Below are 26,806 nucleotides of genomic sequence, written 5' to 3' on the forward strand. Positions count from 1 at the left end.
CGAGTTTGCCTTGCCGGGCAGCTGCCATGAAAAGATCAACCATGCGTCCGATGCAGCACTCCAGCAAACTCCAGAATGTCCGCTACGAACTCCGTGGTCCCATCCTCCAGGCGGCCAAGGCCATGGAAGCCGAGGGGCACCGCATCCTCAAGATGAACCTTGGGGACACAGCGCCGTTCGGGCTGGAAGCGCCGGAGTCCGTGGTGGTGGACATGATCCACCACATCCGCGGGGCCCAGGGGTACAGCGATTCCAAGGGTATTTTCTCCGCACGGACCGCGATCTCGCAGTACTACCAGACGCGCGGACTGATGACGATCGGCGTCGAGGATGTGTTCATCGGCAACGGCGTCAGCGAACTCATTTCCATGACCCTGCAGGCGTTCATGGAAAACGGTGACGAGATCCTCGTACCGGCTCCCGACTACCCCCTCTGGACAGCGGCGGTGACGCTCACCGGCGGCAACGCCGTGCACTACCTCTGCGATGAGGACGAGAATTGGTGGCCGGACATGTCCGACGTCGAAGCGAAGATCACCCCGCGCACACGCGGGATCGTGATTATCAACCCCAACAACCCCACGGGTGCCGTGTACCCCCGGCACATCCTTGAGCAATTCGCGGCGCTGGCGCGGAAGCATGATCTCGTCCTGTTTTCCGATGAGATTTACGAGAAGATCCGCTACGTCGACGCACCGCACATTCATACCGCCGCAGTAGCGGACGACATCCCGGTTCTGACGTTCAGCGGACTTTCCAAGGCCTACCGCATGCCCGGCTACCGCGCAGGTTGGGTTGCCGTGACGGGACCATTGACTGCAACCGCTGCGTATCGGGAATCCTTGGAGCTGCTGGCGTCGCTGAGGCTGTGCTCCAACGTTCCCGCCCAGCACGCAATCCAAACCTGCCTGGGCGGGTACCAGAGCATCGAGGCACTGATCCGTCCCGGCGGCCGCCTGCGTGAGCAACGGGATCTGGCGTGGAAGTTGTTGACGGCAATCCCGGGCGTTTCATGCGTCCCCGCGGCTGGCGCAATGTACCTGTTCCCCCGGTTGGACCCGGAGATCTACCCGATCGAGAGCGACGAGAAGTTCGTCCTCCAGCTTCTGCAGGAACAGAAGATCCTTGTCTCGCACGGCACGGCCTTCAACTGGCCCACGCCGGACCACTTCCGCTTCGTGATCCTGCCAACCGTGGAGGACATCGAGGAGGCTGTGCGCAGGATTGAGCATTTCCTCGCCGCGTACAGGAACCGCCCGGTGGACTAGAGCGCCATCATGCCTGGGTCATCAATTGCAGCCATGCCATGGCTGCCCAGAAGATCGAGCTCGCACGCACCGACTCTAACAAGGTCCTGAAAGCTGTCACACTTCGGTCCTCGCTTACGACAACCCTGATGTAAGGCACCACCACAGAAGGGAAACAGCATGACCCGCATCAGTATCGGCCACAGCAACAAACTCGGCTACGCCGCTGTCATCGGGCTGGAAGGCTACGCCCGAAAGTCGGTCGATCCCGACTTGTACGAAATCATCAAGCTCCGCGCCTCCATCTTGAACGGCTGCGGTTTCTGCGTGGACATGCATGCCACGGACGGCAGGAAGCGCGGGATTCCTGCCCGCAAGCTGCATGCCGTGGCGGCGTGGCAGCATTCGAAGGTGTTCTTCGATGCCCGCGAGCAGGCCGTGCTGGCCTTGACCGACGCCATAACCCAGCTGGGGCCTGACACCGTTACCGACGAGATCTGGAATGCGGCCGCCACCCATTTCGACGACAGCCAGATGGGCGGATTGGTCCTTGCCATCTCCACGATCAACGTGTGGAACAGGATTGCCGTGAGCACGCAGATGGAGCCGCCGGTAGACGAGAAGAACCCGATCGTCTGAGGGGTAGCGTGGAGGGCATGAGTCTTGCGGTATCGGCCACTGCTGCGTGGCAGAGCGAACGGAATCGTTTGCTGGGAATCGCCTACCGGATGTTGGGAGATTTCGGCCATGCCGAGGACGTCGTCTCCGAGGTTGCCATCGATGCCGTCCGGCAGGAACGCAAGGCGGACGGCCACGGCGTGGAATCCTGGCCCGCGTGGTTGACCACAGTGTGCGTACGGCGCTCGGTTGACCGGGTGCGCCAGCTCGCCGCTGTGCGCGAGGACTACACCGGCCCTTGGTTGCCGGAACCGGTAGACACTTCCAGGCTTCCGGAAGAAACCGTGGCCAACCGCGAGCTGCTGTCCTTGACCTTGCTTCACTTGGCTGAGCAGCTGGCTCCGGAGGCGAGGGCTGCTCTGGTGCTCCACCGCGCTTTTGGGATGTCCGCGCCGGAAATCGCGGACATCCTGGAAAAGACCCCAACCGCCGTACGCCAAATGATCTCCAGGGCCGAGCGCCGCTTGGACATCGACCCGGACGCTCCCGCCCCCAGGACCAAGGACCGCGCGGCCTTGGAGAAGCTGGTACGAGCCATCGAGCAGGGTGACATTGACACTGTAGTGGCAATGCTCGACCGGGACGCCGTGCTATGGGCCGACGGTGGTGGCAAGGTCAAGAGCGCCATGAATCCCGTGTTCGGGGCGGAGCGGATCGGGCGGTTCTTCGCGGGCATCCTCGGCAAAGCAGCCGCATTCGATCCGGTACAGCCGGTCCGGTCCCGGATCATCGAGGTCAACGGCGAAGCTGCCGTGTTGCTAAGGCATCAGGGCCGCTGCGATGTCCTGTTCATCGACGCCGGCCTCGACGGGAGCGTCCGGGAGCTCCGCCAGCTTGCCAACCCGGACAAGCTGACCCGGATTTCGCTGGACGGGCCGTAGGGCCGACTCAGTCCCCCGCCGAACCGCTCACGCGCAGGGCGTTGATGATTGCCGGAATCGACGCAATCAGCATGATCAGCGCCCACACGAGAGCCACCACCACAGTGATCAACGCCCAGAACTGATCCCCGATGGACACAAGTGGCCCAGGTAGGAACCCGTGGATGAGCCCGAGGATCACCTGAAGCAGCACCGAAACCACCAGCAGCACCACCAGCCCTGTGACTTTGAGGAACTTGGGCTGGCTCAGGATCAACAGCACCGCGAACACGATTTTCAGCACCAGCAAGAGACCGAGAATTGCCGCTGCCTGCCCTTCAGGAAAGCTTCCCCAGAGGGCCAGGTACGCAATGGTTCCAAACGGGGTTGCCACAAATAACCCGATCATCAGGAACAGTTTCGCCAGCGCCAACATTGCCGTGAAGAACGCGGCGATGACCCACAGCAGCGTCACGATGAACGTCGTGACGCCCTGGATCCGGCCATATGTTCGAAGATCGATGATCAGGCTGAGCCCGAGCATCACCACGGTGAACAGCAGCAAGCCATCCAGGAACGCGAGGAATCCAATGCCCGCACCTGGCGGTTCGGCGTCGGCCCGCTGGGTCTTGAGGAAGACATCCAGCGGGACGCCCAGGTTGTTGGCATCGCTTGCCGAGACGGGGTCGACGGCGGTCTGCCCCAGCAACAGCGACATGCCCACCTCAGCCAGGACTACCAGGGCAGAGACAACGACGGCCGCAATAAAGAAGGGACGGCGCAGGGCATCAGGGTCAGGCCCGCTGCGGAACCCTTCACGAATTGACCACGCTGCGGCCATGGCTCAATTGTGGCACCGGGGGTTTCAAATACAAGCGCCCCACCATCAATGCCGCAGCACCAAGTCCGGCCGGCACCAGCAACGCCCAGCCGCTGAACAGCAGGACCACGAGCATCACGACGGCGGCGACGATCACGCCGAACCAGGCCGCGGTTCCACGGGGCAACAGGAGCACGCCTGCGGCCAGGCCAAAAGCAGTCACAGCTGTGAAGCACGCCGATGCGGCGCCGATCTGGAATTCCATGCTGAGGAGCCCTCCAGCGGCCAAGGCAAAGGAAAGCGACGTCATGGCAGCCAGCACGCCGAGGCTCACAGAGGGCACCTCCCCGGCAGCCACGCCACGCGCCAAAGGCCGCGGCAGCACGCCGTCGGACGCCAACCTGGCACCAAGCTTGCTGGCCCCCGCCACGAAAGTATTCAGTGGTCCGAACGTCAAAACGGCTGCCGCTACGGCCGTCACCGGAGCTGCAGCGGGTCCCAATCCTTTCGCCAAAAGTTCGGCCACCGGGACGCTGCTACCCGCGAGTCCGGGACCGAGGACGGCGACACACGCTGCCACCAAGCCGATATAGACGACACCCACGACGACGAGCGTCAGCCAGGTGGCCCGCTTGAGGTCGCGTTCGGGGTGGCGGAACTCGCCGGCAAGATGCGTCACTGCTTCCCACCCTGCGAAGCAGAAGAAAAGCAGGCTCGCTGCGCCTCCCACGGCCCAGTAACCGTTCGGGGCGAAGGGCACGAAGTTTTCTGCCTTGGCGTAGGGCGCCGCTACGGCTACGGCGAGCGCAAGCAACGCCACGAGCAGGACCATGAGGAGGAGTTGAAGTTTGCTGGAGACCCGGATCCCCACCGCGTTGCTCAGGAAACCTGCCGCCAGGATGAACCCGGCCGCGATCAGGGCTGCCTCCCGCCCACCGCCCATGGCATGCGCGATGTACTCCCCGCCGATCACCGCGGTTGCGGGCGCCCCAAACGGAATGGCGAAGTAAAAGAGGTAGCCGGCCACAACTGAGGCACGCTGCCCGAAAGCGCGGGTCACGAACGTGGCGATCCCACCGGCGTCGGGCTGCTGCCTGGACATTTCGGCAAAACTGAAAGCCACCGGGGTGCAGAAGACCAGCAGCAACGCCCACGCCAATAACGACGCCGGCCCGGCAACCTGGGCGGCGATAGCGGGCAGAACCAGCACGCCCGAGCCCAGAATGGCACCTACATAAATCCCGGTTGCCCTGAACAACCCAAGGCCCGTTTTGCCCGAATTACTGACAGCTCTATTCACACTTCTACTGAACAGTGTTCGGGTCGGGTGCAACAAGCAGGAAAACTGCCTGCTCGGGACAATATCCTGCCGAATTCTTGCGGGGCTGGCGCTTCCGGTCAGGAAGCAACAGCTATCTGCGCCCGACGCCGGAGCCGCGCTACCAGCGTGGCCGCGAGCAACGCCGTCGTGATTTCCAGTCCGATCACCAGCAACAGTCCGGCGGCGCCGGAAGTATCAACAGCGTTCGACGTCGGACGCTCACCGTGGGCGTGGCCGGCGCCGCCCGCTCCCAGCAGTAGGACGGCATGGAGGCCGATCATCGCCACGGCCGAGATGGTGACCTGGTGGAGTGCTCCGACGCGGCTGTGCCGCCAAATGTGCACTGCGCACGGGACACACACGGCTGCCAGTCCGATCATGAGAATGCCGAGCCATGCGCCGTGGTGTCCCGAGGCTGCGAGCCAGAGGTGCAACGCGCATGACACAGCCGTGAGGACTGCGCAGATCCGGGGATGGAGGACGGGCCCGGCTGACCGGACCCGTCCCTCCGTCGTCATCATGGCGTTTGCCCCGGGCGCTTCTAGTGGCAATGTCCAGCGGGCTCGCCGTGCGGGTCGCCATGGACGGAACCAGCATCGGAGCCAGAAGCGGAGCTGTGGCACGAGGCTGCGCCAGCGGCGTTGGCTGGCACATCCAACACCGGGCTGCGGTCGAAGAAGCCTTCAGGGCGCAGCTTGAAGCCGACGGTGTCCACGGGCATGATCGGCCAGTCCTCCACACGCGGGAAGTGCGTGAGGCCGAAGGTGTGCCAAACCACGATGTCCTGGCCGTCGATCTCGCGGTCCTGGGCGACGTAGGCTGGCAAACCTGCTCCGCCGGAGTGCTGGTTGACGAAGTCGCCCGTGGGGTAGCGCTCCTCGTCGGCGTATCGGGTGACCCAGAGGTCCTTGGTGGCGAAGGCTGCGCGGCGCGCGATCGAGGACGCGGGATCGGCCAGCAGCGTGGGCTGATTCTCGGCGTGAAGCTTGTAGCCGACCGGCTCGCCCAAGCGGTTGAGGGACTCGGGATTGGAGATGATCCAGGTCCGGCCTGCGCGTGCGTCGGCCTCCCGGACGCCTTCCGACTCGCGGGTCAGGACTGTGCGCTTGCGGGAGAATGCGTTGCCGCGCTCATTGCCTTCGCCGATGGCCTGGCGGACCACATCCTCTTCTTCCACGCGGTTGGTGAAACCGTCAATGGCCATATCCAAACGGGCGCTGAAGAGGTGCTGGTGGAACGGAGCACCGAGGCCGGGCGCGAGCTGGGAGATGTTGTCCGAGCCGCCTTCAGGGAAGGCACTGGTGAACACGATGCCGGTGGCCTTGGCTTCGAACTCGATGGTGCCGTCCAGATACAGGTACCAGTAGAAGCCGTAGTCGTAGTTGCCGATGGTGGTGAAGAAGGAGATCACCAGGCGGCGGTTGCGGCGAGTGTAGTTGATTCCGGTCCAGAGGTCGGAGTGCTTGGACAGAATGCCCCAGTCTTCCTCGTGCATGCAGATACCGTTGCGGATTTCGCGGGGGTTGCCGAAGGCGTCGCTGATGACCGGGCTGAGGTAGGTGATGTCGCCAAGGCAATCGCAGCCGAGTTCCAGGGAGTTGGCGTACTGGCCCACGAGGTATTCGCCGGTGTCGAAGTAGTTCTGCCAGGACCGGATGGGTGAGGGATCGCCGTAGGGAACCACCATTTCGGCGATGGACGCACGGTTGATGATAGGGCGCTTCTTGTGGCCGTCCTGGAAAGCGAGGTTGTGGAGGACAACTCCTTCCCGGACGTCGAAGCCGACGTCCACGCTCCACTTTTCCCACTCCACGTGGTTGCCACCCGTGACAGTGAAGCTCGGGCCTTCTGGCTGCGTGATGCTGATGGGCTTCTGGGAGGTCCGCAGGGGTCCGGTCAGCTCAGGATCTGTGTAGTTTCCATGCTCGGCCGGGATCGGCATGACGCCGAGGTCGATCACCTGGGTGACTTCCTTGTTGACCACGTCTACGTACGCCACGAGCCCGTCCACAGGGTGGGCCCAAGCACTGTCCTCCGGGAAGTCCTGAACAAAGGCGAGGCCACGAAGGATGCGGCGGCCGCGTTCCTCGTCGTATTCAAAGACGCCCGCGGACAAGGGGGCCACGCGAACCTTTTCCACGTCCAGTTCGCGTGCAGCAAGGGCGGCGAGCCAGCGCTCGTCTGTGGCGAGGAGCGTCTCCACAACCTCGAACTCTTCCTCCAGGACGGGGAGTTCGCCGGAGACTTTGGTGTCCAGTTCTGTTGCGGACAGGATCTCACCGTGTGTCACCGACACCAGGACGTCCGTCGGAGCACCGCCGGAAATGTCGTGAATGAAAACGCGGAAGCGGCGATCTTCCTTTGCCTGGCCGCGGGCGGGGTCCACGAGCCCAAGGTAAGCGATGCGCTTCTCGGCGCCGAGGTGTCCGCCGGCCTGCAGGATCCCCTGTACCAGGGATATTTCCGAGCCCGTGGCAAGGCGGTACTCGGTTTCCTCAACGGCTGCGTCATTGGCTGTCTCAGTTGCTGTGGGCGTCATGGCTGCCTCTTGTCCGGGACCTATGATGGGGTCAGGATTTATTTTCTATAGGTGTAGAGAATAACCAAAACGTAAGATGGGTCACAAGACCTGTCCGTCAAAAATTTTCAGGGAGCCCGCTTAGTGCCAAAGATTGTGGACCATGATCAGCGACGCCTCGAGCTGGTGGACGCAACCTGGCGGATCATTGCGAGATTGGGCATTGAAGGCGCCACCATGCGGGAAATTGCCGAGGAAGCCGGCTTTGCCAACGGCGCCCTGAAGCCCTACTTTCCCACGAAGGATCTGCTGCTGACGTCTGCGTTTGGCCACGTTTTCAACCGGACCAACCAGCGCATCGCCACCATGACCTCCGGTTTGGCTGGCATAGCAGCCCTCCGCGCGTTCTGCGCCGAAGTCCTGCCGCTGGACGAAGAACGGGTCAATGAGGCCCGCATCGTGATCCCCTTTTGGCAGAAGGCCCTCAACGATGCAGACATGGCGGCCCTGCACTCCGAGTCCATGAAGCAGTGGCACAACACCATCACGGTCCATACGGCAGCAGCCCGAGCGGCCGGTGAGATCAACGCCCCCATTGGGGACGCCGCCGTCGCCGATCACCTGCTCAACATGATGCTTGGTGCCCAAATCGTGGCAGCACTCTCCCCTGCAGAACATTTTTCCCAGGACCTTGCAGGGCAGCTGGAGAATTATCTGACGCTGCTGGCGGGCTAGCTAAGTGGTGGCCCCCGACGCCACAACACCGACGCCCAGTCCCGCGATCACACCGCTGCTGACACGCTCGACGGCGGTACTCACCTTGGGGCGCTTGAGCCACCGCATCGCCTTGAACGCCACCACCGCGATCATCGACAGGTACGCGAAGGCAATGACTGCAACCACGATGCCCAGAATGAGCGAGGTACCCATAGTGTCTCCGCCGTGCGGGATAAACTGCGGGACCACGGCCAAGTAGAACAGGCCAACCTTGGGGTTCAGGAGAGTGGACAATGCCCCAGCTCCCAAGGCCGAGAGCCGGCTGTATGGGAGAGGCGCGTTGGAGCCCTCTGCCTCGCCGCCTGCTTTGGCTGCCCTGGCCGCTTTCCTGGACTTGATGAACGAAGAAACGCCCAGGTACAGCAAGTACAGGCCACCTGCGATCTTGACCCAGCGGAACAGTTCCGCGGACTGCTCCAGGATGGCAGCGAGGCCAATGCCCACCAGTCCAGCCCAAACAATCGCGCCCACGGCAGAACCCGCCGCCGCAGCAATTCCGGCGCTGGGACGGTTCAACGCAATGCGGAGGACCAGAAAGGTGTCCGGACCCGGCGTTACGGACAGGACCAGGCAGAGGCATGCAAAGGCAGCGAGGGAAGCAAGAGTCACCCGCCAAATTATCCGGCATGGAGGGGTTCGCTGGAAAGCGTTCGCTTCCCGTCAAGGGCTGTTCGTGCATCGACAAGACCCTTCCACGTGACGCCAACCACACTGGAGACATCGCCGCGCGCCTCACTGGCCGCCAAGACTTACTACCTGAGCGGAGTACCAATGGAGACTTACGACGCCCTGCTGGCCTCGATCACCCCGGCCCCGGGCCAGAACAGCCGCACCATCTTTGACCCTGCCACGGGAGAGGCCGTCGGCGAAGCACCGGTTCATTCTGTCGAAGACCTTGAGGCCGCCATTGACGCTGCCCGTGCCACCCAGCCTGCCTGGGCTGCCTTGGGCCACGACGCCCGGTCCGCCGCGCTCATGAGGGCCGCCGACGCCGTCGAACGCTCTGCAGAAGAACTCGCCCAACTGCTCTCCCGCGAGCAGGGCAAACCGCTCAACGGCCCGAACGCCCGCTTCGAAGTCGGCGCCTGCGCCGCCTGGCTCCGCGCGACCGCCGCCACGCCACTGGACCCCGAAACCGTAGTGGACGACGGCGAAACCCACGCCGAGCTGCACTACCGGCCCATCGGCGTCGTCGGTGCCATCGGCCCGTGGAACTGGCCCATGATGATCACCATCTGGCAGATCGCCCCCGCCCTGCGCATGGGCAACGCCGTGGTGGTCAAACCCTCCGAATACACGCCCTTGTCCGTGCTGGCGTTGGCTTCGATCATCAACCAGGAACTGCCCGAAGGCCTGCTCACCGTGGTATCCGGCGGCCGCGACGTCGGCGAAGCGCTGGCCGCGCACGACGCCATCGGCAAGGTCATGTTCACCGGCTCCACCGCCACGGGCAAGGCGATCATTCGCTCCTCCGCTGACACCGTCAAACGCCTCACCCTTGAACTGGGCGGCAACGACGCCGGCATCGTCCTACCCGACGCGGACCCCAAAGCAATTGCTGAGGGTTTGTTCTGGGGCGCCTTCATCAACACCGGCCAGACCTGCGCCGCCCTGAAGCGCCTGTACGTCCACGAGTCCCAGTACGACGCCGTATGTTCCGAGCTCGTGGCGGTTGCCCAAGCGATGCCGATGGGCAATGGCTTGGACGAGAATAACGTCCTTGGCCCGCTGCAGAACCGCCAGCAGTACGACATCGTGGCCCGCCTGGTGGAGGCTGCTCGCGCATCCGGTGCCCGCATTCTGCTCGGTGGCAACCCCGACGCCAACCAGCCCGGTAACTTCTACCCCACCACGCTGGTTGCCGACATCGACAACGACAACCCGCTCGTTGCCGAGGAACAGTTCGGACCCGCGCTGCCGATCATCAAGTACAGCAGCGTTGATGAGGCGGTCGCCAAGGCGAACGCGCTCGACGTCGGACTGGGCGCCTCCGTCTGGTCTTCGGACGTGGCTGCGGCGCGAGAGGTCGCCTCCCGCATCCAGGCCGGGACGGTGTGGATCAACAAGCACGGCGCCGTGGATCCCCGCATCCCCTTCGGTGGCGCAAAGCAGTCCGGCTACGGCCTCGAGTTCGGCGCCGAAGGCCTCAAAGCCCTGGGCGTCCCGCAGATCATCAACGGCTAACACCTCTTGTGCCCACCCAACTGAGTCGCAGTTGAGCGCGTTTTGAACCTTCAAAACGGCATCAACTGCGACTCAGTTGGGTGGCCCGGCGCCGCGCGTGAAAGCATGGGCACCATGGCCCAGAAGATTGCGTATCAAGGTGAGCCGGGAGCCAATTCGGATCTCGCGTGCAAGGAAATGTTCCCCGAACTCGAAAGCGTGCCGTGCGCCAGCTTTGAGGACGCGTTTGAACTGGTTTCCACGGGCGAAGTCGAGCTGGCGATGATCCCGATTGAGAATTCCATCGCTGGACGTGTGGCTGACATTCACGTGCTGCTTCCCCAGTCCAAGCTGCAAATCGTGGGCGAGTACTTCTTGCCGATTCGCTTCGACCTGTTGGGCATTCCTGGCAGCACCATTGAAGGCGCAACAGAGGTTCACAGCCATATCCATGCTTTGGGCCAGTGCCGCAAGATCATCCGGGAAGCGGGCCTCAAGCCAGTTATCGCCGGAGACACTGCCGGATCAGCCAGGGAAGTCCGCGACTGGAACGATCCCCGCAAGCTTTCCCTCGCTCCCCCACTGGCCGCAGGCTTGTATGGCCTGGAGGTGCTGGCATCCGGCGTCGAGGACGACCCCACCAACACCACACGCTTTGTAGTCCTGGCGCGGGAACGCGAAATCCCCACCAAAGAGGAGCTCCCGGGCCCCGCAATCACGAGCTTCGTATTCCGTGTCCGCAACGTCCCTTCAGCTCTCTACAAAGCACTCGGCGGTTTTGCGACCAACGGCCTGAACATGACCAGGCTTGAGAGCTACATGGTGGGTAACGAGTTCGCAGCCACCATGTTTATCTCCGACGTCGAAGGGCACCCTGCGGACGCACGCCTCCGCCGTGCGCTTGAAGAGCTGGAATTCTTCACCACGGAGGTGCGGATTCTGGGCGTCTACGCCGCCGACGGCTATCGCGCACGTAACACCGTCAACGCCTAGCGACTAGTTCCCGGATCGGCCGTGCTCAAGTCCGGTCGGGAAGCCGATGAACGCGGGTTCGGGTGTCGCACAGCAGCCCGTCTTCGCTTCTTCGTTGACAGCGGTGGCGGGAACGTCGCAGCTGGTCCCGGCGTCGGTGGAGCAAACCCCGGTTTCGGGCAGTTTCAGGTGGACCGTGTCCGCTGCTTTGTGGTCACCAGCCAGGGCGGCGGCGACGGAACGGACCTGCTCATAGCCCGTGGCCAGCAGGAAGGTCGGGGCACGGCCATAGGACTTCATACCCACGATGTAGAAGTTCTTCTCGGGGTGGGAGAGAACCTTGGCCCCGTGAGGCGGAACTGTGCCGCAGGAGTGGAACTCGGGGTCGATCAGCGGGCCAAGCTCGATGGGTGCTTCAACAGCGGGGTCCAGGTTGAGACGGAGTTCGCGCAGCACCTCCAAGTCAGGGCGGAAGCCGGTGCAGGGAACGATGACATCTGTGTCCAGCGTGCGCCCGTCAATGGATTCAACGCTCAGCCCGGAGTCGAGAGTCTTCAGGCTGGCGATGCCGAAGCCTGTGTACAGTTCGATGCTGCCGGCCTCGACGAGCCGGCGCAGCCGGGAGCCGAGCTGGCCGCGGGCCGGCAGTCCATCCGCGTCTCCGCCGCCGTAGACCTTCTCCGCGGAGCCGCCTCGCACGGCCCACATGATCCGCGTGTTGGGCTCTTCCTTGGCAAGGTCCGCCAAGTTGATCAGGGTGTTAGCGGCCGAGTGTCCTGCGCCCACGACGAGGACGCGGCGACCGGCAAAGGCGGCGCGGTCCCGGCCCATAACGTCCGGCAGGGGCGAGGAGATCCGGTCCGCCGCAGTGTCTTCGCCAATGGCCGGCAAGCCTGAGGTGCCCAGTGGGTTGCGGGTTGACCACGTGCCGGAGGCGTCGATGACGGCACCGACAATGTGATCGCGGGTTTCGCCGTCTGCGTGTTCAACCCTGACGAGGAAGGGAGTGGTGTCGCGGTCACGGACGTGCGTCTTGTCCAGTCCAAGACGGGTCACCGCGATCACGCGGGCACCGGTCTGCAGCCGGGAGGCGATGGCCGACATGCCTGCCAGCGGGGTGAGGTAGTTGTCGATGAGTTCCCCGCCGTAAGGGAGTGCCGTGGGGCGTGGTGATTCCCAGTCGGATGCTTTGAGGAGGCGGACGGCAGCGGCGTCGATGTTGAACCGCCAGGGCGAGAAGAGCCGGATGTGGCGCCATTGTTCAATGGCCGCACCTGCAGAGGGTCCAGCTTCAAAGATGACAGGCTCGAGGCCGCGTTCGAGCAAGTGCGCTGCTGCGGCCAGTCCCACAGGGCCGGCGCCGATCACCGCAACGGCAAGGTTCTTCGCTGAATCCATGGTGTCCTCTTTCATTCTAAAGATCCGCTCAGGCGTGGGTGGGTTCTTCCACCAGTGCCGTAGCTATACTGTGGGCATCCTCAAGCGCCGCCAGAAATCGTTCGGCGTCGAGCGCGGCGGCGCAGCCAGTGCCGGCGGCAGTGATGGCCTGGCGGTACCGGTGATCCACCGCATCGCCGCACGCGAAGACGCCAGAGATGTTGGTGCAGGTGGTGGGTGAGTCCACCTTGATGTACCCCTCGGCGTCAAGGTCCACTTGCCCCTCCACCAGTTCGGTCCGTGGCAGGTGCCCGATGGCTACGAAGATCCCTGTGGCGGCCTGCTCCCGGGTTTCGCCAGTGCGGGTGTCCGTCAGGGTCACGCCGGTAACCTTCGTGTCTCCGTGAATCCTGGTTACGGCTGAGTTCCAGGCGAATGTGATCTTGGGATTGTCCTTGGCCCGCTGGGCCATGATGCGCGACGCGCGGAGTTCACCCTTGCGGACCACCACAGTTACGGACTTGCCGAAACGTGTCAGGAACGTGGCCTCTTCCATGGCGGAGTCCCCACCGCCCACCACGATGATGTCCTGTTCACGGAAGAAGAATCCGTCGCAGGTGGCGCACCATGAGACGCCGTGTCCGCTGAGCTTTTTCTCTTCGGGAAGGCCGAGTTCCTTATAGGCCGAGCCTGTGGCGAGGATGACGGCGGATGCTTCATGTGTCTCCCCCGCGCCAGTGACCACGCGCTTGAGGTGACCTTTGAGATCGACCTCAGTGACGTCGTCGAACACGATGCGGGCACCGAACTTCTCAGCCTGTTCCTGGAGTCCGTCCATCAACTCGGGGCCTTGGATGCCACCAGGGAAGCCGGGGAAGTTTTCGACCTCGGTGGTATTCATCAAAGCACCACCTGCAGTAACCGATCCCGCGAGGACCAAGGGGTTCAGCCCAGCGCGGGCGGCATAGATGGCCGCGGTGTAGCCGGCCGGGCCCGAGCCGATGATGATCAGTTGTTCGGCACTGACGTCATTACTCACGAGAATCACTCCTATGCGGGAAGCCGGATTACTTGGAGGCAGGGATGAGGGAGTCGATCAGGCCCTCGATGCGGGTCTTTATTTCATCCCGAATAGGCCGCACCGCGTCAACACCCTGGCCGGCCGGGTCTTCAAGAACCCAGTCTTCGTACCGCTTCCCGGGGAAGTACGGGCACTCGTCACCGCACCCCATGGTGATGACGACGTCGGATTCCTTGACGGCTTCGGTGGTGAGTACCTTGGGGATTTCGGCGGACATGTCGATGCCCAGTTCGGCCATGGCCTCGACGGCGGCCGGGTTGACCTTGTCGGCGGGCTGGGAACCGGCGGAGCGGACCTCGATCCCGCCCTTGGCGAGAGTGGTCAAGAACGCGGCAGCCATCTGGGACCGGCCGGCATTGTGTACGCAGACGAACAGGACGGACGGCTTCTTGGCGGTTTCGGTACTCACGGGGCTTTCTCCTGGAATGTGTTGTGTGAACGAGTGATTGGTGCGGTGTGGAGTCATGCGCCCTAACCGTAAAGCTCTAATAGACATATCGACGGAGGGATATTGATGGTGATCGATATAGAGAAGTATCGGGCGATAGATTGATGATTGTCAATGTTTGGGTTCCAGGGCGCCGATCCTAAGCGGCGACGACGCGGGGCGCGAGCTCATTGACGCGGTGGGCTATATCTTCGAAAGCCTTGTCGAAAGCTGCCGCGGTACCCTCCCTCAAGGGGTCCGAGACAGACCAGTGGATTCCGTCGAGGCCGATCAGCTCTTCGTGGGCGTTGTCGCAGACCGTCACGATGAAGTCGGTGGCATCCGCCACTTCATCAAGCGCGCGGGGAGCAAGGTCGGGCAGATCCAAGCCATGGCGCTGAGCTGCCTCGATGGCTCCACGGGCGATGCTGTCAGCGGGGTGCGTTCCAGCCGAGGCCGAGGGTACGGTGCTGGCCTGCCGCCAAAGGGCAGCGGCCAGTTGAGAGCGGGCACTGTTGCGGGTGCAGACGAACACGACTCGACGTGCGTCATGGGCGATGCCGGGTACGAGGCCCTCGAAAGCGTCGGCGGCGAGGCGGAGGTAGCTGCGGCGCTTGTCCGCCTCCGAACGGTGGCGGGTGGCCAAGCCCGCCTCCTCAAGGGTGCGCAGGTGATGGGAGAGCAGGTTGGAGGGCATGCCCAATTCAGCCTGCAATTCCGTTGGAGAGAAGTCCCCCAAGGTAAGCAGGTCCACTATGCGCAGACGCGCTGGATCGGCGAGGGCAGCATGCCTGGCTACCCGCGCCTGAAAGATGTCAACTGCTTCAATATTCATTGATTCAATTTTGACTGAGGTAATTCCTTGCGTCAAGCTATTCCCATGACTTCACCCCAGCCACCCCTGTGGCGTCGTGCCATCGCCGAACTACTGGGTACCGCCCTGCTGGTTGCCATCGTTGTTGGGTCCGGGATCGCAGCTCAACAGCTGTCGCCCGCTGACATCGGCCTGCAGCTGCTGGAAAACAGCACGGCAACAGTACTCGGACTGACAGTGCTGATCCTGGTGTTCGGGCCTGTCAGTGGCGCTCACTTCAACCCCGTAGTGTCCTTGACGGACTGGTTCCTTGGGCGGCGGAATGGCTCCGGACTGACCCTTCCGGACCTCGGCGCGTACATACCAGCCCAAGTGGTCGGGGCGATCGGTGGCAGCGCCCTGGCGAACGCCATGTTCGAGGTCGGAACAACCATTTCCAGCAAGGAACGCGCAACACCCGGACACCTTCTGGCCGAGATCGTTGCCACCGCAGTGCTGATCCTCTTGATTTTCGCCCTCGCCGCCACGAAAAGGGGTGTCCTGGCAGCCCCGGCTGTGGGCATCTACATCGGCGCCGCGTACTGGTTCACGTCCTCAACTTCATTTGCCAACCCAGCCGTCACACTCGGCCGGGTTTTCAGCGACACGTTCGCCGGCATCGCACCGGGATCCGCGCCTCCGTTCATCGTCGCGCAGCTCGTTGGGGCAGCCTTGGGTGTGGCGCTTCTGCTCCTGCTCTTCCCAGCGGCCGGGCGTGCCGCCAGCGAGGTTGTCATCCCGCATACGGCCGAAGGCGCGGACCGCTAGGCTGGCGGGCACCGCGGAGCCATACATTGATGAATATCAATGTTGCGGCATAATGGATAGATGACCTCGCTGCCACTTCTCGAACCGGCTACGGACAAGGACTGCTGTCCACCATCAACAGGGTCCCTCGATGCCTATGAGGCTCAGCTCCGCGCATCCGTGTTTAAGGCGCTGGCCGATCCCAATCGGCTCCGTCTGTTGTCCATCGTCAAAAGCGCAGACGGCGGCGAAGCTTGCGTCTGCGATCTCACTGAACCCCTGGACCTCGGTCAACCGACGGTCTCACACCACTTGAAGATCCTGGTGGACGCCGGCCTTCTGCACCGCGAAAAGCGGGGCACCTGGGCGTACTATTCCTTGGTGCCGGGGGCCATTGAGCGGACTTCCGGCCTCCTGGAGACCTTATGACAACAGAGACTGCAGGAACAACACCCACCGCCCCGTCATTGGCCGACACCGAGGTCCGGATCCGCAAAATGACCCCGCCCGATTGGCCGGTGGTCAGGGAGATCTTCACTGAAGGCATCGAGTCCGGGAACGCCACGTTCGAGCCCGCTGCTCCTGGGTGGGAGCAATTCGACGCTACAAGGCTCAAGGATCACCGGCTCGTCGCTGAAGCAGGAGGCCGGATCCTCGGCTGGGCAGCCGTATCCGCCGTCTCCTCGCGTGCAGCGTATGCGGGTGTCGTGGAGCACTCCATCTACGTGGCTGGGGAGGCCCGTGGTTTGGGCGTAGGCAAGGTCCTTCTCCGTGCGCTGGTCACGTCCACGGAAGAAGCAGGAATCTGGACGATCCAGGCCAGCGTCTTTCCCGAGAATGAAGCGAGCCTCCGGCTCCATGTCGCGGAGGGCTTTACGGTTGTCGGCCGACGGAATCGAATTGCCCGGATGCCTCTTGGCCCACTGGCGGGACAATGGCGGGACACGATCATGATCGAAAGACGCTCCGCCACTGTCTGAACCGGAAGTGTCTGCGACGAGGGAGGGCCATGGCTATCAGTGAGCTTCCGCAGCTTGGCTCGGTGAGCGCGGACCGGGCGGTGTTGGGCAGCAAAGCAGCCACTCTTTCCGAGCTCACGGCAGAGGGTTTCAAGGTGCCAGCGGGGTTCGTCGTCACGTCAGAAGTGGTGGGGCAACTCGGCAATAGCCTCGCGGGCGCGCTGAAAGTTGCTGCCGCCAGGATAGGCCCGGGGCCGTACGCTGTCAGGTCTTCTTCCACCGCTGAGGACCTCGCGGGCGCTTCCTATGCAGGACTCTATGAGACCCTGCTGAACGTTGAGCTCAATGACTTGGAGCATTCGGTTAGGCATTGCCTGGCTTCGTCCGGGGAGCAAAGAGTCGCCGCGTATGAGGCTGCACGCGGAGCTGCTGTCCGCGGCGACGCGGCGAGCCCCACAATGGCAGTACTCGTTCAGCAGATGGTCCAGCCCCAGGCCGCAGGTGTTGCCTTTACCGCCAACCCCTTGACTGGAGACTCCGACCAAACCATCGTCACGGCCGTTGCCGGTCTTGGGGAATCACTTGTGTCCGGTGAGGCAATTGGAGAGCAATGGACCGTGAACGGCAGCGAAACAACGTGCAACCGGGGCGGTAGCATCCTCACCTCGGACCAAGCACGGCAAGTAGCGGCGCTGGCCCGTCGGCTCCACGAACGTGCGGGTGTGCCTCAAGACATCGAGTGGGCGTTGGACCAGGACGGCGCACTATTCCTTCTTCAGGCCCGCCCGATGACGGCGCTTCCCACGCCAGTAGTTTGGACAGCTCCGGGCGAAGGCCTATGGGCACGGAACTTCAGGCTCGGTGAATGGCTTCCAGATCCCATGACGCCGCTGTTCGAGGACTGGCTTCTGCCCCGGATCGAGGCCGGGTACCTCGACGGCATGGAGGATGATATTCAGGTGCGGGTGCCGTTTCGTTACGGCTCCGTCAATGGCTGGTACTACAACGCCCCGCCGATTCCGTCCCCAAGGATTGTGGCGCCGTTGATAGTTCGAAGCCGCGGTCGTCTGCCGTGGTTCCTTTTCAACGTCCTCCTCCGGGTCTCCCGCAATCCGGCTGCGGCACACCGCGCTGTTCTCCATGGGCTGGAGATGAAATGGCGACACCAGCTGCTGCCCGACTACCGGGACCTCGTGCGCAGTGCCGAGCAAGAAGTAGATGCAGCATCCCCGGCACGGCTCATCGAACTTGTGGATGGCGTCGTCCGGCAGGCGGGAATCTACCTGTGGTCCTTGGCCGTTGTGGGCGGATCTGCCTGGAAAATGGAAGCGGCCCTGGCCCGGTTCTGGCAAAAGCACTTGGCTGGTCCCCTGAGTGACACGCCAGCAGGGCGGCTCGGCCATCAGGCACTCCTCCGCGGCCTCACGGGCAGCAAGGGCAGCACTGCGACACCATCGGAATCGGCCGTTTACTCGCTCGACTGGTACCACCGCACCTTCGGCGAGGCCGGCATCCGAAGGCAGGAAGCGGATTCATCCGCCGGAGGCCAGGAGGGGCTTGACGCACAGCGAAAAGCAGCCGAAGCCGCGGCGAGAGAAGTGCTGCTTGATGCTCCCGGGGTCCTCACCCGCTTTGATTCCCTCGTGACCATGGCCCAGTACTACGCAGCCCTACGGGAAGAACAGTCCCTTTACCTAACTCTGGGATGGCCGGTCTTGCGCCGTTGCGCCAAACGGCTGGGAGAAAACCTCGCTGCCGCAGGAGCCATCCAGGACCCGCAGGACGTCCATTTCCTCCATCTCAATGAAGTGCTGAACGGTTCAGCCAATTACAGGGAAAGGGTAGGGACCCGCCGTACGGCCTGGCAGATGCAACGGCGCCTGGACGCACCACTCATCATTGGCCAACCCGGCAGGTTCGGAGGCGATCCCATAGCGAGCGCAGTTGACGCCGCCAGGACCACCCACGAGCTTCCCGCGGGTGCCATTGTCGGTCACCCTGCCAGCACCGGACGCGCCACGGGCACGGTGCGCGTCATGTCAGGGCTGGACGAATTCGACAGCTTCCTTGAAGGCGAGATACTCGTAGCGCGATCCACCGCGCCAGCCTGGACACCCCTTTTCGCGCGGGCTGCTGCTGTGGTCACCGACGGCGGAACCCTCGCCGCCCACGCATCGCTCATTGCTCGCGAATACGGAATACCCGCTGTCGTCGGAACCGGCAACGCAACCCGGCAGCTTAGGACGGGCCAACGGGTCACCGTTGATGGAGGCGCCGGCTACGTCGTTCCGGCCGAATGACGAATTTACCGAACCACCGGCGTCCGTTGCTCCTCACGGGGAAGCGCCGCCGCGCCAGCGTAGCGGCCGGGCTTCCCTGGCCACCAAATCCGGCTTCCAATGTCGTAAGCGAGTGCTGGAACAAGCAGTGAACGGACCAGAATGGTATCCAGCAACACACCGAAGGCCACGATGAACGCCAGCTGCACCAGGAACATGATGGGAATGACTCCCAGGGCGGCAAAAGTAGCAGCCAGCACCACACCCGCCGACGTAATCACGCCGCCCGTAACGCCCAAGCCACGCAGGATTCCTGGCCGTGTCCCGTGTTTCAGCGATTCCTCGCGAACCCTGCTCATCAGGAAGATGTTGTAGTCCACACCCAAGGCCACAAGGAAGACGAACCCGAAGAGCGGAACAGTGGCATCAGCACCTGAGAATCCGAAGACTCCGTTGAAGACCCACGCAGAGACGCCCATGGCGGCCGCATAGGACAGCACCACGGACAACACCAGCAGCACAGGCGCCACAATGGAGCGCAGCAGGAGCATCAGGATGAAGAGGATGACCACCAGGACGATTGGGATGATGACCACCAAGTCGCGTTGCGCGGTGGTGTTGGTGTCCAACGCCGTGGCAGTGACTCCGCCAACCAAAGCGCCGGCGTCGACCTCTTTCACGGCCACACGCAGCGACTTCACTGCCTCCTCCGCCTCTATCGAGTCAGCAGCAGAGCCGAGCGTTGCATTGATCAGCACCTTGCCGTCGCGGACAGCGGGTACCGTGGAAGTGCCGGGCGCGCCCGTGATGGGTACATTTCCGTCGGCCAGGAGGTAGGCGTCGCCCACGCCATCGGCCGTTTTGACCTTGTCAAGGACTTCTTGCGCGGCATCTGCGGAGGCGACCACGACGGCGGGGCTGCCGCTGCCGGCGTCGAAGTGCCGCGCCAACGCGTCCTGGCCGTCCACGGCGTCTGAAGCCGAGAGGATGACGTCCGTTTGGGGAACGCCGTTGGCCTTCAATTGCAGGACGCCCGCCGAGGCCACCAAGAGGAGCAGGACCGAAGCCACCCATACGGCCCGGGGCCGGCGGGAAACGAGGGAAGCAGTGGCGCGCCACAGACCCTTTTGCCCCTCAAGTCCGGTAACCAGCTCGGGTTCGCGTTCGTCGTCGGGCAGGAGCTTGGGACGGAAAGGCCAAAAGGCGGCGCGACCCAACAACGCCATGAGCGCCGGAAGGAGCGTGAGCGCTGCGAACAGCGAGCAAAGGATTCCGGCGGCGGCCACAGGGCCCAGCGCCTTATTGGAGTTCAGGTCGGAGAAGAGCAGGCAGAGCAGCGCGATGATGACGGTCGCGCCGGAGGCCAGGATCGGTTCGAACGAGGCCTTCCATGCCGTGAGCACTGCCTTCGTACGGTTGGTGGTGTGGGTCAGGGCCTCGCGGAATCGAGCCACGTAAAGCAACGCATAGTCCGTGGCTGCACCAATGACAAGGATGGACAGGATGCCTTGGCTCTGGCCATTCAGTTGGATCCAGCCCAGTTTGGCCATGGCAAACACCAGGAGAATTGCTGCGCAGAGGGCAAAGACTGACGTCAAGAGCACAGCCAGAGGCAGCACCAGTGAGCGGTACACGAGCAGCAAAATAACAAACACGGCGCCCAGGGCGACGAGCAGAAGAATGCCGTCGATGCCTCCGAACGCGTTCACCAGGTCAGCGGTCAGGCCGGCTGGGCCCGTGACGAAGGCGCGCGTTCCCTCCGGCGCGCCTGGCTGAACTACGTCACGCAGCTCCTGGATTTTGCCGCGCAGCTCATCTGAGGACGCTATCGGCACGATGAACTGGACGGCTTTGCCATCCTCCGAGGGAAGAGGCCCGACGACGGCGCTCCCCAGCTTGAGTGCCTCGATGCCGGCTTTCAGCTGGGCTGCTTCGCCCAGCTGGGCCGGGGTGAAGGCGGCCTCGTTCTCGACAATGACCACTGCAGGGATCTCCGAAGTGTCCCGGAACTTCGCTTGCCAGTTGCTGGCTTCTGTCGCTTCGGCTCCTGCGGGAAGGAAGGAAGCCTGATCGTTGGAGGAGACTTCGTCCAGGCGCCCGAACGTTGGGCCGCCAACGCCTGCGATGCCAAGCCAGGTGATGACGAGCACAACGGGTGCCAGCCAGCGTAGCCAGAACGGTATCTTCTGCCGGTTCATGGGTCCTTCTTCCGAGACTTGAGTGAGCCTTTATTCCACCATAGATTATCTCTATCATGGAACTATTCCAAGAGTGAACAAGTACAGATGCCCGGTTCCTGTTGCCCTGGGAGTAATATCCGACACGGCACTAATCACGGTCGAACGCAGGCGGGAGGCAAGGATGTCAGAGAATCCAGGTCCGCGGCCCGTTGGCGAACGCCCCGAAGCGGGCGCGCCCCAAGACCTGGTGCGGCTCCTCCAGGACTTCACCCTGGAAGCCAACCACTATGTAGACGCCGCCGGCGGCAGGAACGACATGCACCGGACGGACCTCAACGCCCTGGCAGTAATCATGCGCCATTCTGCCGCGGGCCGGGTTGTTACACCCGGCATCCTGCGCACCGAACTGCGCCTGAGTTCTCCGGCCACTACGGCGCTGGTGGATCGGCTCCACGCTTCGGGACACTTGCTGCGCGAACGTCTCGGCACGGACCGGCGCCAGGTCCAGCTGGTAATGACACCCAAGGCCTACCAGGACGGAAGCGCCATGTTCATGCCATTGGCCCTCCGCATGGGCAAGGCCATGGGCGCATACAGCGCTGACGAGCTGGATGTCGTCCGACGCTTCATGACCGACATGGTTGAAGCAACAGTTACCGCACGCGAGGAAGCCTCCCGCCCCGCGCCCAACTGAGTAGCATTTGTGCGCGTTTCGCCCGCTCAAAACGCGCACAAATGCGACCCGGTTGGGCTAGCGTTTCCCTATGAACGCGCAGCAGCCTGAAGATGTCTACACCCACGGGCACCACGAGTCGGTTGTCCGGGCCCACGCCTCGCGGACGGCCGAGAATTCGGCCGCGTTTGTCATTCCGCATCTCACCCCGGGGACGTCGGTCCTCGACGTCGGGTGCGGACCTGGCAGCATCACCTGCGATTTCGCGGGGCTGGTTGCGCCGGCGCAGGTCATCGGCCTGGATCGCTCGGCGGACATCGTCGCCCAAGCAACGGAACTGGCGAAGGACCGCGGCGTGGAAAACGTAGAGTTCCGCACCGGCAACATCTACGATCTTGAATTTGAGGACGAGTCCTTCGATCTCGTCCATGCCCATCAAGTCCTCCAGCACCTGACAGATCCAGTAGCTGCCCTGCGTGAGATGCGCCGCGTGGCCAAGCCGGGTGCGATCGTGGCTGTACGCGACGCCGATTTCCATGGCATGAGCTGGTACCCGGAAGTCCCCGAGCTCGATGACTGGATGGAGCTGTACCAGAAGATCGCCCGGCGCAATGGTGCCGAACCGGATGCCGGCCGTCGGCTGGTCTCGTGGGCTCAGCAGGCAGGCTTCGCTCAGGTGGCACCCAGCAGCAGCAACTGGCTCTACGCCACAGCCCAGCAACGGGCATGGCAGTCCCGGGTGTGGAGCGAGCGTGTCCTCCACTCCGCCTTTGCCGAGCAGGCCCTCGAATACGGGTTCGCAAACGAGGCCGACCTCGCCCGGATCGCCGCGGGTTGGCACCGTTGGGGAGCCACGGACGATGGCTACTTCCTCATTCCCAACGGCGAGGTGATCGCCCGGGCGTAAGCGCGTGGCCTCCTGACCCAAAAAAGAAACTTTGCCGAACCTTGTAGAAAAGCGCCCCGCCGTTCCGACCCATGAGTGAAAGCACCCAAACAGGGCGCCACTTCATAAGGAGTTTGAGATGAAATACATGATCATGATGTTCGGATCCGCCGAGGGCATGATGGAAACCGCCGACCCGGAGTGGGTCAAGGAAATGATCGGGTTCATGATCCAGATCGACAAGGACCTGACTCAGTCCGGCGAGCTCGTCTTCAACGCGGGATTGGCCGACCTCGGCACGGCAAAGCTGGTCAAACAGACCCCGGACGGCGTCATCACCACCGATGGTCCGTACGCCGAGTCTAAGGAATCGCTGATCGGGTACTGGGTGGTGGATGTAGCCAGCGAGAAACGCGCGGTGGAAATCTGCTCGAGCATCGTCAAGTACTCGCAGGTGGTTGAGCTCCGCGCCATCCCGGACGGTCCGCCGGAGGTCTAGTTTGACCGTTTCCCCACGCGACATCGAGGACCTGCTGCGCACGTTGGCGCCGCAGGTCCTCGGCGTGCTGGCACGCAAACACGGCCAGTTCGACGCCTGCGAGGATGCCGTCCAGGAGGCCCTCCTCGAGGCTGCGCTGCAATGGCCATCGGAACTGCCCAACAACCCCAAAGGATGGCTGCTGGCTGTCGCATCGCGCCGGCTTGTTGACGCATGGCGCAGCGAAAGCGCCCGCCGCGCCCGCGAGGAACGCGTCGCCGCGATGGAGGCCAATTTCGAGGAAGCCGCCGCATCTGACGCCGACGACACCCTGACGCTGATGTTCCTCTGCTGCCACCCTTCGATCAGCGCACCATCGCAACTCGCCTTGACGCTCCGTGCCGTAGGAGGACTCACGACGGCGGAAATCGCCTCTGCTTTCCTCGTCCCCGAAGCGACCATGGGCCAGCGAATCAGCCGTGCGAAGCAGACGATCCAGAAGGCCGGAGCCCGCTTCGACATGCCGCCGGCGTCCGAGCGGAAGGCGAGGCTCGGCGTCGTACTTCACGTCTTGTACCTGATCTTCAACGAAGGCTACGCGGCAAGCTCGGGCGACTCACTGCAACGCGAAGACCTCACCACTGAAGCGATCCGGTTGGCTCGCCTGTTGGTGAGCGCCGCGCCGGGCGAGCTCGAGGCCACCGGTTTGCTCGCGCTGATGTTGCTGACGGACTCCCGCCGTGCCGCCCGCGCCCTGGCTGACGGGATGCCCGTGCCGCTATCCGAACAGGACCGCAGTTTGTGGAACCGCGGTCAGATCGATGAAGGCATCGCTCTCCTGTCTTCCGTACTCGGACGTGGCGCAGCCGGGCCGTACCAACTTCAGGCAGCGATCGCTGCCGTACACGCGGAAGCTCCCTCTGATGCCGAAACGGACTGGCCGCAGATTCTCGCCTTGTACACAGTCCTTGATGCCGTAGCGCCCAGTCCTGTGGTGACGCTGAATCGTGCCGTGGCTGTCGCCATGGTGAAGGGGCCCGCCGCTGGGCTTGAGCTGCTGGCCGGGCTGGATTCGTCGATCGGGCGGACCCACCGTCTGGATGCCGTTCGAGGACATTTGTTGGAGCTGTCCGGTTCTAATGCCGAGGCCAAAACCGCTTACCTTGCCGCGGCCAAGAAGACGGGAAGCCTGCAGGAGCGCCGCTACCTGATGGATAAAGTGTCGCGCATGGACCAGGTGTGACCCCATATAGTCAAGACCATGGAACAACGCATACTTGGCAAGACCGGCCGATCGGTGTCAACCGTTGGACTAGGCACGTGGCAACTCGGTGCGGACTGGGGTGACGTCACAGAGGAAGATGCCCTTGCCGTCCTGGAGGCCTCGGTTGACGGCGGCGTCACCTTCTTCGACACAGCCGACGTCTACGGCGATGGGCGAAGTGAGCAGTTGATCGGACGCTTCCTGCGCGCCAATCCCGGGCTGGACCTGATGGTTGCCACCAAGATGGGCCGCCGCGTGGACCAGGTGCCCGACAACTACACCCTCACCAACTTCCGCGCGTGGACGGACCGCTCGCGGCGGAACCTGCAGCAGGACACACTGGACCTCGTCCAATTGCACTGCCCGCCCACCGCTGTCTACAGCCGGAATGAGGTGTACGACGCACTGGACACCCTCGTCGCCGAAGGTGCCATCCGCAATTATGGCGTCAGCGTCGAGCGGACTGACGAGGCTGTTGAAGCCATCAACCGCGGGAATACGTCATCCGTGCAGATCATCTTGAACGCCTTCCGGCTGAAGCCCCTCGATGAGGTGCTTCCTGCAGCAAAGCAGGCCGGGGTTGGCATCATCGCCAGGGTTCCTCTGGCCTCCGGGTTGCTGTCGGGAAAGTACACACCGGATACCGAGTTCCCGGAGGACGACCACCGCAACTACAACCGCGACGGGTCCTCATTCGACGTCGGAGAGACCTTCTCGGGCGTTGATTTCGCCACCGGTGTGAAGGCCGCCCAGGAGTTCAGCGGCTTGGTGCCCGACGGCGTCAGCACCGCCCAAGCGGCCCTCGCCTGGGTGATCGCCCAGGACGGCGTCACCACGGTCATCCCGGGAGCACGTTCCTCAGTACAAGCCCATGCGAACGCTGAGGCGGGAGCAATGCAGGACGTCGGCGCCGGTCTCGCCAGTGGCGTACGGGACATCTACGACCGCTACTTCCGCGAAGCGATCCACCCGCGCTGGTAACCGGCCGCCCGACGTCGGGCCTTTGAAACCCGACGGCGTGTCACCAACCACTGCGCGTCGGGGTGTGTCCCTTGCGGGCGTCGTCGGGCATCGCCATTTCGGCGCGGAGTCCCAGAAGCCGGATCGGACGGTCCGGCTCGATCCGCGCCGTCACATCCAGGGCCTGTGCGAGGACTTCGTCCCGGTCGAAGGTCTCTGGGATCTTCCTCGCATACGTCTTGGTGAAGAACGGGGCATACCGGACCTTGAGGGTTAGCCCCACAACCGGGCGCCCCTCCGCTGCCACGTCTTCAAGGACGCGGGCTGTCAGATCCTTGACGGCGTCGCTGATCTGGGAGGGTTCCGTAAGGTCCTGCTGGAACGTGGTCTCACGTCCGTGTGCCCGGGCCACCCACGGGGTGTCGTCCACCTCGTTGGCGCCCTCTCCCCGTCCGAGCTGTGCATACCAAGGGCCCATCTTGGGACCGAACTCCGGGACCAAATCCTGGGGATCGGCGGCGGCAAGCTCGGCGACTGTGGTGATCCCTAGTTTTGCCAGCCGGGCAGACACCTTGGGTCCAACGCCCCACAGCTCCTTGGTTGGCCTGCTGCCCATGACATCGAGCCAGTTCTCTTTAGTGAGCCTAAAGATGCCGGCTGGTTTGCCAAAATCCGTCGCATTCTTTGCGCGGACCAAGGTGTCGCCAATGCCCACACTGCAGTGCAATCGGGTTCGTTCCAGGACCGCAGCCTGAACCCGCCTCGCGTAGTCCTCCGGGTCATCGGTTTCTACGCCCACAAAAGCTTCGTCCCAGCCCAGCACTTGCACGGTGCCGCCGGGTTGCTCCCGCAGAGTGGACATCACCACGTGCGAGGCTGCCAGGTAAGCCTCTTGAGCCACGGGCAGGATGATGGCATCTGGCACTTTCCGCGCTGCGATGCGCAGGGGCATTCCAGAACCCACGCCGAACGCCCTGGCTTCATAGGATGCCGTGGAAACCACAGCCCGTTCCGTGGGATCTCCCCTGCCGCCCACGATGATCGGTTTGCCCGCGAGCTCAGGCCGTCGGAGTACTTCGACAGCCGCAATGAACTGGTCGAGATCAACGTGCAGCACCCACGGGATTCCGCTCACGGGACCAGTTTGCCCTAAGCCGTGGCTTCCTGACTCTCTTTGGACGCCGACCCTGCGGAAATCAACCCATTCCGGGCTCATTCCGGGCCTCGAGCGGCCAAAGTGGGTCGGGAAGGTACGTGGGCCACATCTCCAGGGCCCGGGTCAGGAC

Annotated in this window: 26 protein-coding genes; 15 read left to right on the top strand and 11 right to left on the bottom strand. The window is 63.3% G+C overall.

Going from position 1 to position 26,806, the window contains the following annotated elements:
* The first annotated feature begins 41 nt into the window (after positions 1 to 41).
* From LDN75_RS21240 to LDN75_RS21250, 3 genes are all read left to right on the top strand, one after another.
* On the top strand, positions 42 to 1,268 hold the full coding sequence (locus LDN75_RS21240; RefSeq protein ID WP_223934659.1) for a pyridoxal phosphate-dependent aminotransferase: 1,227 nt from the start codon (positions 42 to 44) through the stop codon (positions 1,266 to 1,268).
* A gap of 159 nt (positions 1,269 to 1,427) precedes the next feature.
* A complete protein-coding gene (locus tag LDN75_RS21245; protein WP_223934660.1) occupies positions 1,428 to 1,886 on the top strand; it encodes a carboxymuconolactone decarboxylase family protein in 459 nt (152 codons plus the stop codon).
* Between the two features lie 17 nt (positions 1,887 to 1,903).
* On the top strand, positions 1,904 to 2,806 hold the full coding sequence (locus LDN75_RS21250; protein WP_223934661.1) for a sigma-70 family RNA polymerase sigma factor: 903 nt from the start codon (positions 1,904 to 1,906) through the stop codon (positions 2,804 to 2,806).
* 7 nt (positions 2,807 to 2,813) lie between these two features.
* Here LDN75_RS21250 and LDN75_RS21255 read toward each other — a convergent pair whose 3' ends face one another.
* The 4 genes from LDN75_RS21255 to LDN75_RS21270 all read right to left on the bottom strand — a co-directional run bounded on the left by LDN75_RS21255 (position 2,814) and on the right by LDN75_RS21270 (position 7,465).
* A complete protein-coding gene (locus LDN75_RS21255) occupies positions 2,814 to 3,626 on the bottom strand; it encodes a hypothetical protein (protein WP_223934662.1) in 813 nt (270 codons plus the stop codon).
* Complete coding sequence (locus LDN75_RS21260) at positions 3,601 to 4,905, bottom strand: amino acid permease (protein WP_223934663.1); 1,305 nt, start codon at positions 4,903 to 4,905, stop codon at positions 3,601 to 3,603. Before LDN75_RS21260 ends, LDN75_RS21255 begins: the two co-directional genes overlap by 26 nt.
* Before the next feature lie 98 nt (positions 4,906 to 5,003).
* On the bottom strand, positions 5,004 to 5,447 hold the full coding sequence (locus tag LDN75_RS21265; protein WP_223934664.1) for a hypothetical protein: 444 nt from the start codon (positions 5,445 to 5,447) through the stop codon (positions 5,004 to 5,006).
* Between the two features lie 20 nt (positions 5,448 to 5,467).
* On the bottom strand, positions 5,468 to 7,465 hold the full coding sequence (locus LDN75_RS21270; protein WP_223934665.1) for a primary-amine oxidase: 1,998 nt from the start codon (positions 7,463 to 7,465) through the stop codon (positions 5,468 to 5,470).
* Between the two features lie 123 nt (positions 7,466 to 7,588).
* On the opposite strand from LDN75_RS21270, the gene LDN75_RS21275 reads away from it, so the two are divergent.
* Positions 7,589 to 8,179, top strand: coding sequence for a TetR/AcrR family transcriptional regulator (locus LDN75_RS21275; protein WP_223934666.1), 591 nt, complete (start codon positions 7,589 to 7,591; stop codon positions 8,177 to 8,179).
* Here LDN75_RS21275 and LDN75_RS21280 read toward each other — a convergent pair whose 3' ends face one another.
* Positions 8,180 to 8,830 (bottom strand): LysE family translocator, encoded by a 651-nt coding sequence (locus LDN75_RS21280; protein ID WP_223934667.1) that lies wholly within the window; start codon positions 8,828 to 8,830, stop codon positions 8,180 to 8,182.
* A gap of 162 nt (positions 8,831 to 8,992) precedes the next feature.
* Here LDN75_RS21280 and LDN75_RS21285 point away from each other — a divergent pair, with 162 nt between their 5' ends.
* Together LDN75_RS21285 and LDN75_RS21290 are read left to right on the top strand one after the other, a co-directional pair.
* Complete coding sequence (locus LDN75_RS21285) at positions 8,993 to 10,405, top strand: aldehyde dehydrogenase family protein (protein ID WP_223937660.1); 1,413 nt, start codon at positions 8,993 to 8,995, stop codon at positions 10,403 to 10,405.
* 114 nt (positions 10,406 to 10,519) lie between these two features.
* Positions 10,520 to 11,377 carry a prephenate dehydratase gene (locus LDN75_RS21290; RefSeq protein ID WP_223934668.1) on the top strand — a complete coding sequence of 286 codons (858 nt, stop codon included), beginning with the start codon at positions 10,520 to 10,522 and terminating at the stop codon, positions 11,375 to 11,377.
* Positions 11,378 to 11,380: 3 nt separating this feature from the next.
* On the opposite strand, the gene LDN75_RS21295 is transcribed toward LDN75_RS21290, so the two are convergent.
* The 4 genes from LDN75_RS21295 to LDN75_RS21310 all read right to left on the bottom strand — a co-directional run bounded on the left by LDN75_RS21295 (position 11,381) and on the right by LDN75_RS21310 (position 15,076).
* Positions 11,381 to 12,754 (bottom strand): FAD-dependent oxidoreductase, encoded by a 1,374-nt coding sequence (locus LDN75_RS21295; protein ID WP_223934669.1) that lies wholly within the window; start codon positions 12,752 to 12,754, stop codon positions 11,381 to 11,383.
* A gap of 28 nt (positions 12,755 to 12,782) precedes the next feature.
* Entirely contained in the window at positions 12,783 to 13,772 is a 990-nt protein-coding gene (gene trxB / locus LDN75_RS21300) for a thioredoxin-disulfide reductase (RefSeq protein ID WP_223934670.1), read from the bottom strand.
* Positions 13,773 to 13,800: 28 nt separating this feature from the next.
* Positions 13,801 to 14,223: an arsenate reductase ArsC gene (locus tag LDN75_RS21305; protein ID WP_223934671.1), complete on the bottom strand. Its 423-nt coding sequence runs from the start codon at positions 14,221 to 14,223 to the stop codon at positions 13,801 to 13,803.
* A 178-nt stretch (positions 14,224 to 14,401) separates the two neighbouring features.
* A complete protein-coding gene (locus tag LDN75_RS21310; protein WP_223934672.1) occupies positions 14,402 to 15,076 on the bottom strand; it encodes a helix-turn-helix domain-containing protein in 675 nt (224 codons plus the stop codon).
* Between the two features lie 45 nt (positions 15,077 to 15,121).
* On the opposite strand from LDN75_RS21310, the gene LDN75_RS21315 reads away from it, so the two are divergent.
* Genes LDN75_RS21315 through LDN75_RS21330 form a run of 4 tightly spaced genes read left to right on the top strand, consistent with a single transcriptional unit; the run spans position 15,122 to position 19,100 of the window.
* Complete coding sequence (locus tag LDN75_RS21315; RefSeq protein ID WP_223934673.1) at positions 15,122 to 15,862, top strand: MIP/aquaporin family protein; 741 nt, start codon at positions 15,122 to 15,124, stop codon at positions 15,860 to 15,862.
* A gap of 60 nt (positions 15,863 to 15,922) precedes the next feature.
* On the top strand, positions 15,923 to 16,270 hold the full coding sequence (locus LDN75_RS21320) for a metalloregulator ArsR/SmtB family transcription factor (protein ID WP_223934674.1): 348 nt from the start codon (positions 15,923 to 15,925) through the stop codon (positions 16,268 to 16,270).
* Positions 16,267 to 16,821, top strand: a complete 555-nt coding sequence (locus LDN75_RS21325; RefSeq protein WP_223934675.1) for a GNAT family N-acetyltransferase — start codon at positions 16,267 to 16,269, stop codon at positions 16,819 to 16,821. The genes LDN75_RS21320 and LDN75_RS21325 overlap by 4 nt, the downstream gene beginning before the upstream one ends.
* A gap of 29 nt (positions 16,822 to 16,850) precedes the next feature.
* Entirely contained in the window at positions 16,851 to 19,100 is a 2,250-nt protein-coding gene (locus tag LDN75_RS21330) for a PEP/pyruvate-binding domain-containing protein (RefSeq protein WP_223934676.1), read from the top strand.
* A 5-nt stretch (positions 19,101 to 19,105) separates the two neighbouring features.
* Here the strand turns inward: LDN75_RS21330 and LDN75_RS21335 are convergent, their stop codons facing one another.
* On the bottom strand, positions 19,106 to 21,277 hold the full coding sequence (locus LDN75_RS21335) for an efflux RND transporter permease subunit (protein WP_223934677.1): 2,172 nt from the start codon (positions 21,275 to 21,277) through the stop codon (positions 19,106 to 19,108).
* 163 nt (positions 21,278 to 21,440) lie between these two features.
* Here LDN75_RS21335 and LDN75_RS21340 point away from each other — a divergent pair, with 163 nt between their 5' ends.
* The 5 genes from LDN75_RS21340 (at position 21,441) to LDN75_RS21360 (ending at position 25,541) form a co-directional block, all read left to right on the top strand.
* Positions 21,441 to 21,953 carry a helix-turn-helix domain-containing protein gene (locus tag LDN75_RS21340; protein ID WP_223934678.1) on the top strand — a complete coding sequence of 171 codons (513 nt, stop codon included), beginning with the start codon at positions 21,441 to 21,443 and terminating at the stop codon, positions 21,951 to 21,953.
* A gap of 70 nt (positions 21,954 to 22,023) precedes the next feature.
* A complete protein-coding gene (locus tag LDN75_RS21345) occupies positions 22,024 to 22,839 on the top strand; it encodes a class I SAM-dependent methyltransferase (RefSeq protein WP_223934679.1) in 816 nt (271 codons plus the stop codon).
* A 118-nt stretch (positions 22,840 to 22,957) separates the two neighbouring features.
* Positions 22,958 to 23,317: a YciI family protein gene (locus tag LDN75_RS21350; protein WP_223934680.1), complete on the top strand. Its 360-nt coding sequence runs from the start codon at positions 22,958 to 22,960 to the stop codon at positions 23,315 to 23,317.
* Between the two features lies 1 nt (position 23,318).
* Entirely contained in the window at positions 23,319 to 24,539 is a 1,221-nt protein-coding gene (locus tag LDN75_RS21355; protein ID WP_223934681.1) for a DUF6596 domain-containing protein, read from the top strand.
* 18 nt (positions 24,540 to 24,557) lie between these two features.
* A complete protein-coding gene (locus tag LDN75_RS21360; RefSeq protein WP_223934682.1) occupies positions 24,558 to 25,541 on the top strand; it encodes an aldo/keto reductase in 984 nt (327 codons plus the stop codon).
* Positions 25,542 to 25,581: 40 nt separating this feature from the next.
* Here LDN75_RS21360 and LDN75_RS21365 read toward each other — a convergent pair whose 3' ends face one another.
* Positions 25,582 to 26,637: a DNA polymerase IV gene (locus LDN75_RS21365; RefSeq protein ID WP_223937661.1), complete on the bottom strand. Its 1,056-nt coding sequence runs from the start codon at positions 26,635 to 26,637 to the stop codon at positions 25,582 to 25,584.
* Positions 26,638 to 26,806: the final 169 nt, after the last annotated feature.

Source organism: Arthrobacter sp. StoSoilB5 (genome assembly GCF_019977235.1).
Lineage (GTDB): Bacteria > Actinomycetota > Actinomycetes > Actinomycetales > Micrococcaceae > Arthrobacter.

Coding starts and splice junctions, on each gene's coding strand:
- LDN75_RS21240 (WP_223934659.1), top strand. CDS start 42: ATGCGTCCGATGCAGCACTCCAGCAAACTCCAGAATGTCCGCTACGAA.
- LDN75_RS21245 (WP_223934660.1), top strand. CDS start 1,428: ATGACCCGCATCAGTATCGGCCACAGCAACAAACTCGGCTACGCCGCT.
- LDN75_RS21250 (WP_223934661.1), top strand. CDS start 1,904: ATGAGTCTTGCGGTATCGGCCACTGCTGCGTGGCAGAGCGAACGGAAT.
- LDN75_RS21255 (WP_223934662.1), bottom strand. CDS start 3,626: ATGGCCGCAGCGTGGTCAATTCGTGAAGGGTTCCGCAGCGGGCCTGAC.
- LDN75_RS21265 (WP_223934664.1), bottom strand. CDS start 5,447: ATGATGACGACGGAGGGACGGGTCCGGTCAGCCGGGCCCGTCCTCCAT.
- LDN75_RS21270 (WP_223934665.1), bottom strand. CDS start 7,465: ATGACGCCCACAGCAACTGAGACAGCCAATGACGCAGCCGTTGAGGAA.
- LDN75_RS21285 (WP_223937660.1), top strand. CDS start 8,993: ATGGAGACTTACGACGCCCTGCTGGCCTCGATCACCCCGGCCCCGGGC.
- LDN75_RS21290 (WP_223934668.1), top strand. CDS start 10,520: ATGGCCCAGAAGATTGCGTATCAAGGTGAGCCGGGAGCCAATTCGGAT.
- LDN75_RS21295 (WP_223934669.1), bottom strand. CDS start 12,754: ATGGATTCAGCGAAGAACCTTGCCGTTGCGGTGATCGGCGCCGGCCCT.
- LDN75_RS21310 (WP_223934672.1), bottom strand. CDS start 15,076: ATGAATATTGAAGCAGTTGACATCTTTCAGGCGCGGGTAGCCAGGCAT.
- LDN75_RS21315 (WP_223934673.1), top strand. CDS start 15,122: ATGACTTCACCCCAGCCACCCCTGTGGCGTCGTGCCATCGCCGAACTA.
- LDN75_RS21320 (WP_223934674.1), top strand. CDS start 15,923: ATGACCTCGCTGCCACTTCTCGAACCGGCTACGGACAAGGACTGCTGT.
- LDN75_RS21325 (WP_223934675.1), top strand. CDS start 16,267: ATGACAACAGAGACTGCAGGAACAACACCCACCGCCCCGTCATTGGCC.
- LDN75_RS21330 (WP_223934676.1), top strand. CDS start 16,851: ATGGCTATCAGTGAGCTTCCGCAGCTTGGCTCGGTGAGCGCGGACCGG.
- LDN75_RS21335 (WP_223934677.1), bottom strand. CDS start 21,277: ATGAACCGGCAGAAGATACCGTTCTGGCTACGCTGGCTGGCACCCGTT.
- LDN75_RS21340 (WP_223934678.1), top strand. CDS start 21,441: ATGTCAGAGAATCCAGGTCCGCGGCCCGTTGGCGAACGCCCCGAAGCG.
- LDN75_RS21345 (WP_223934679.1), top strand. CDS start 22,024: ATGAACGCGCAGCAGCCTGAAGATGTCTACACCCACGGGCACCACGAG.
- LDN75_RS21350 (WP_223934680.1), top strand. CDS start 22,958: ATGAAATACATGATCATGATGTTCGGATCCGCCGAGGGCATGATGGAA.
- LDN75_RS21360 (WP_223934682.1), top strand. CDS start 24,558: ATGGAACAACGCATACTTGGCAAGACCGGCCGATCGGTGTCAACCGTT.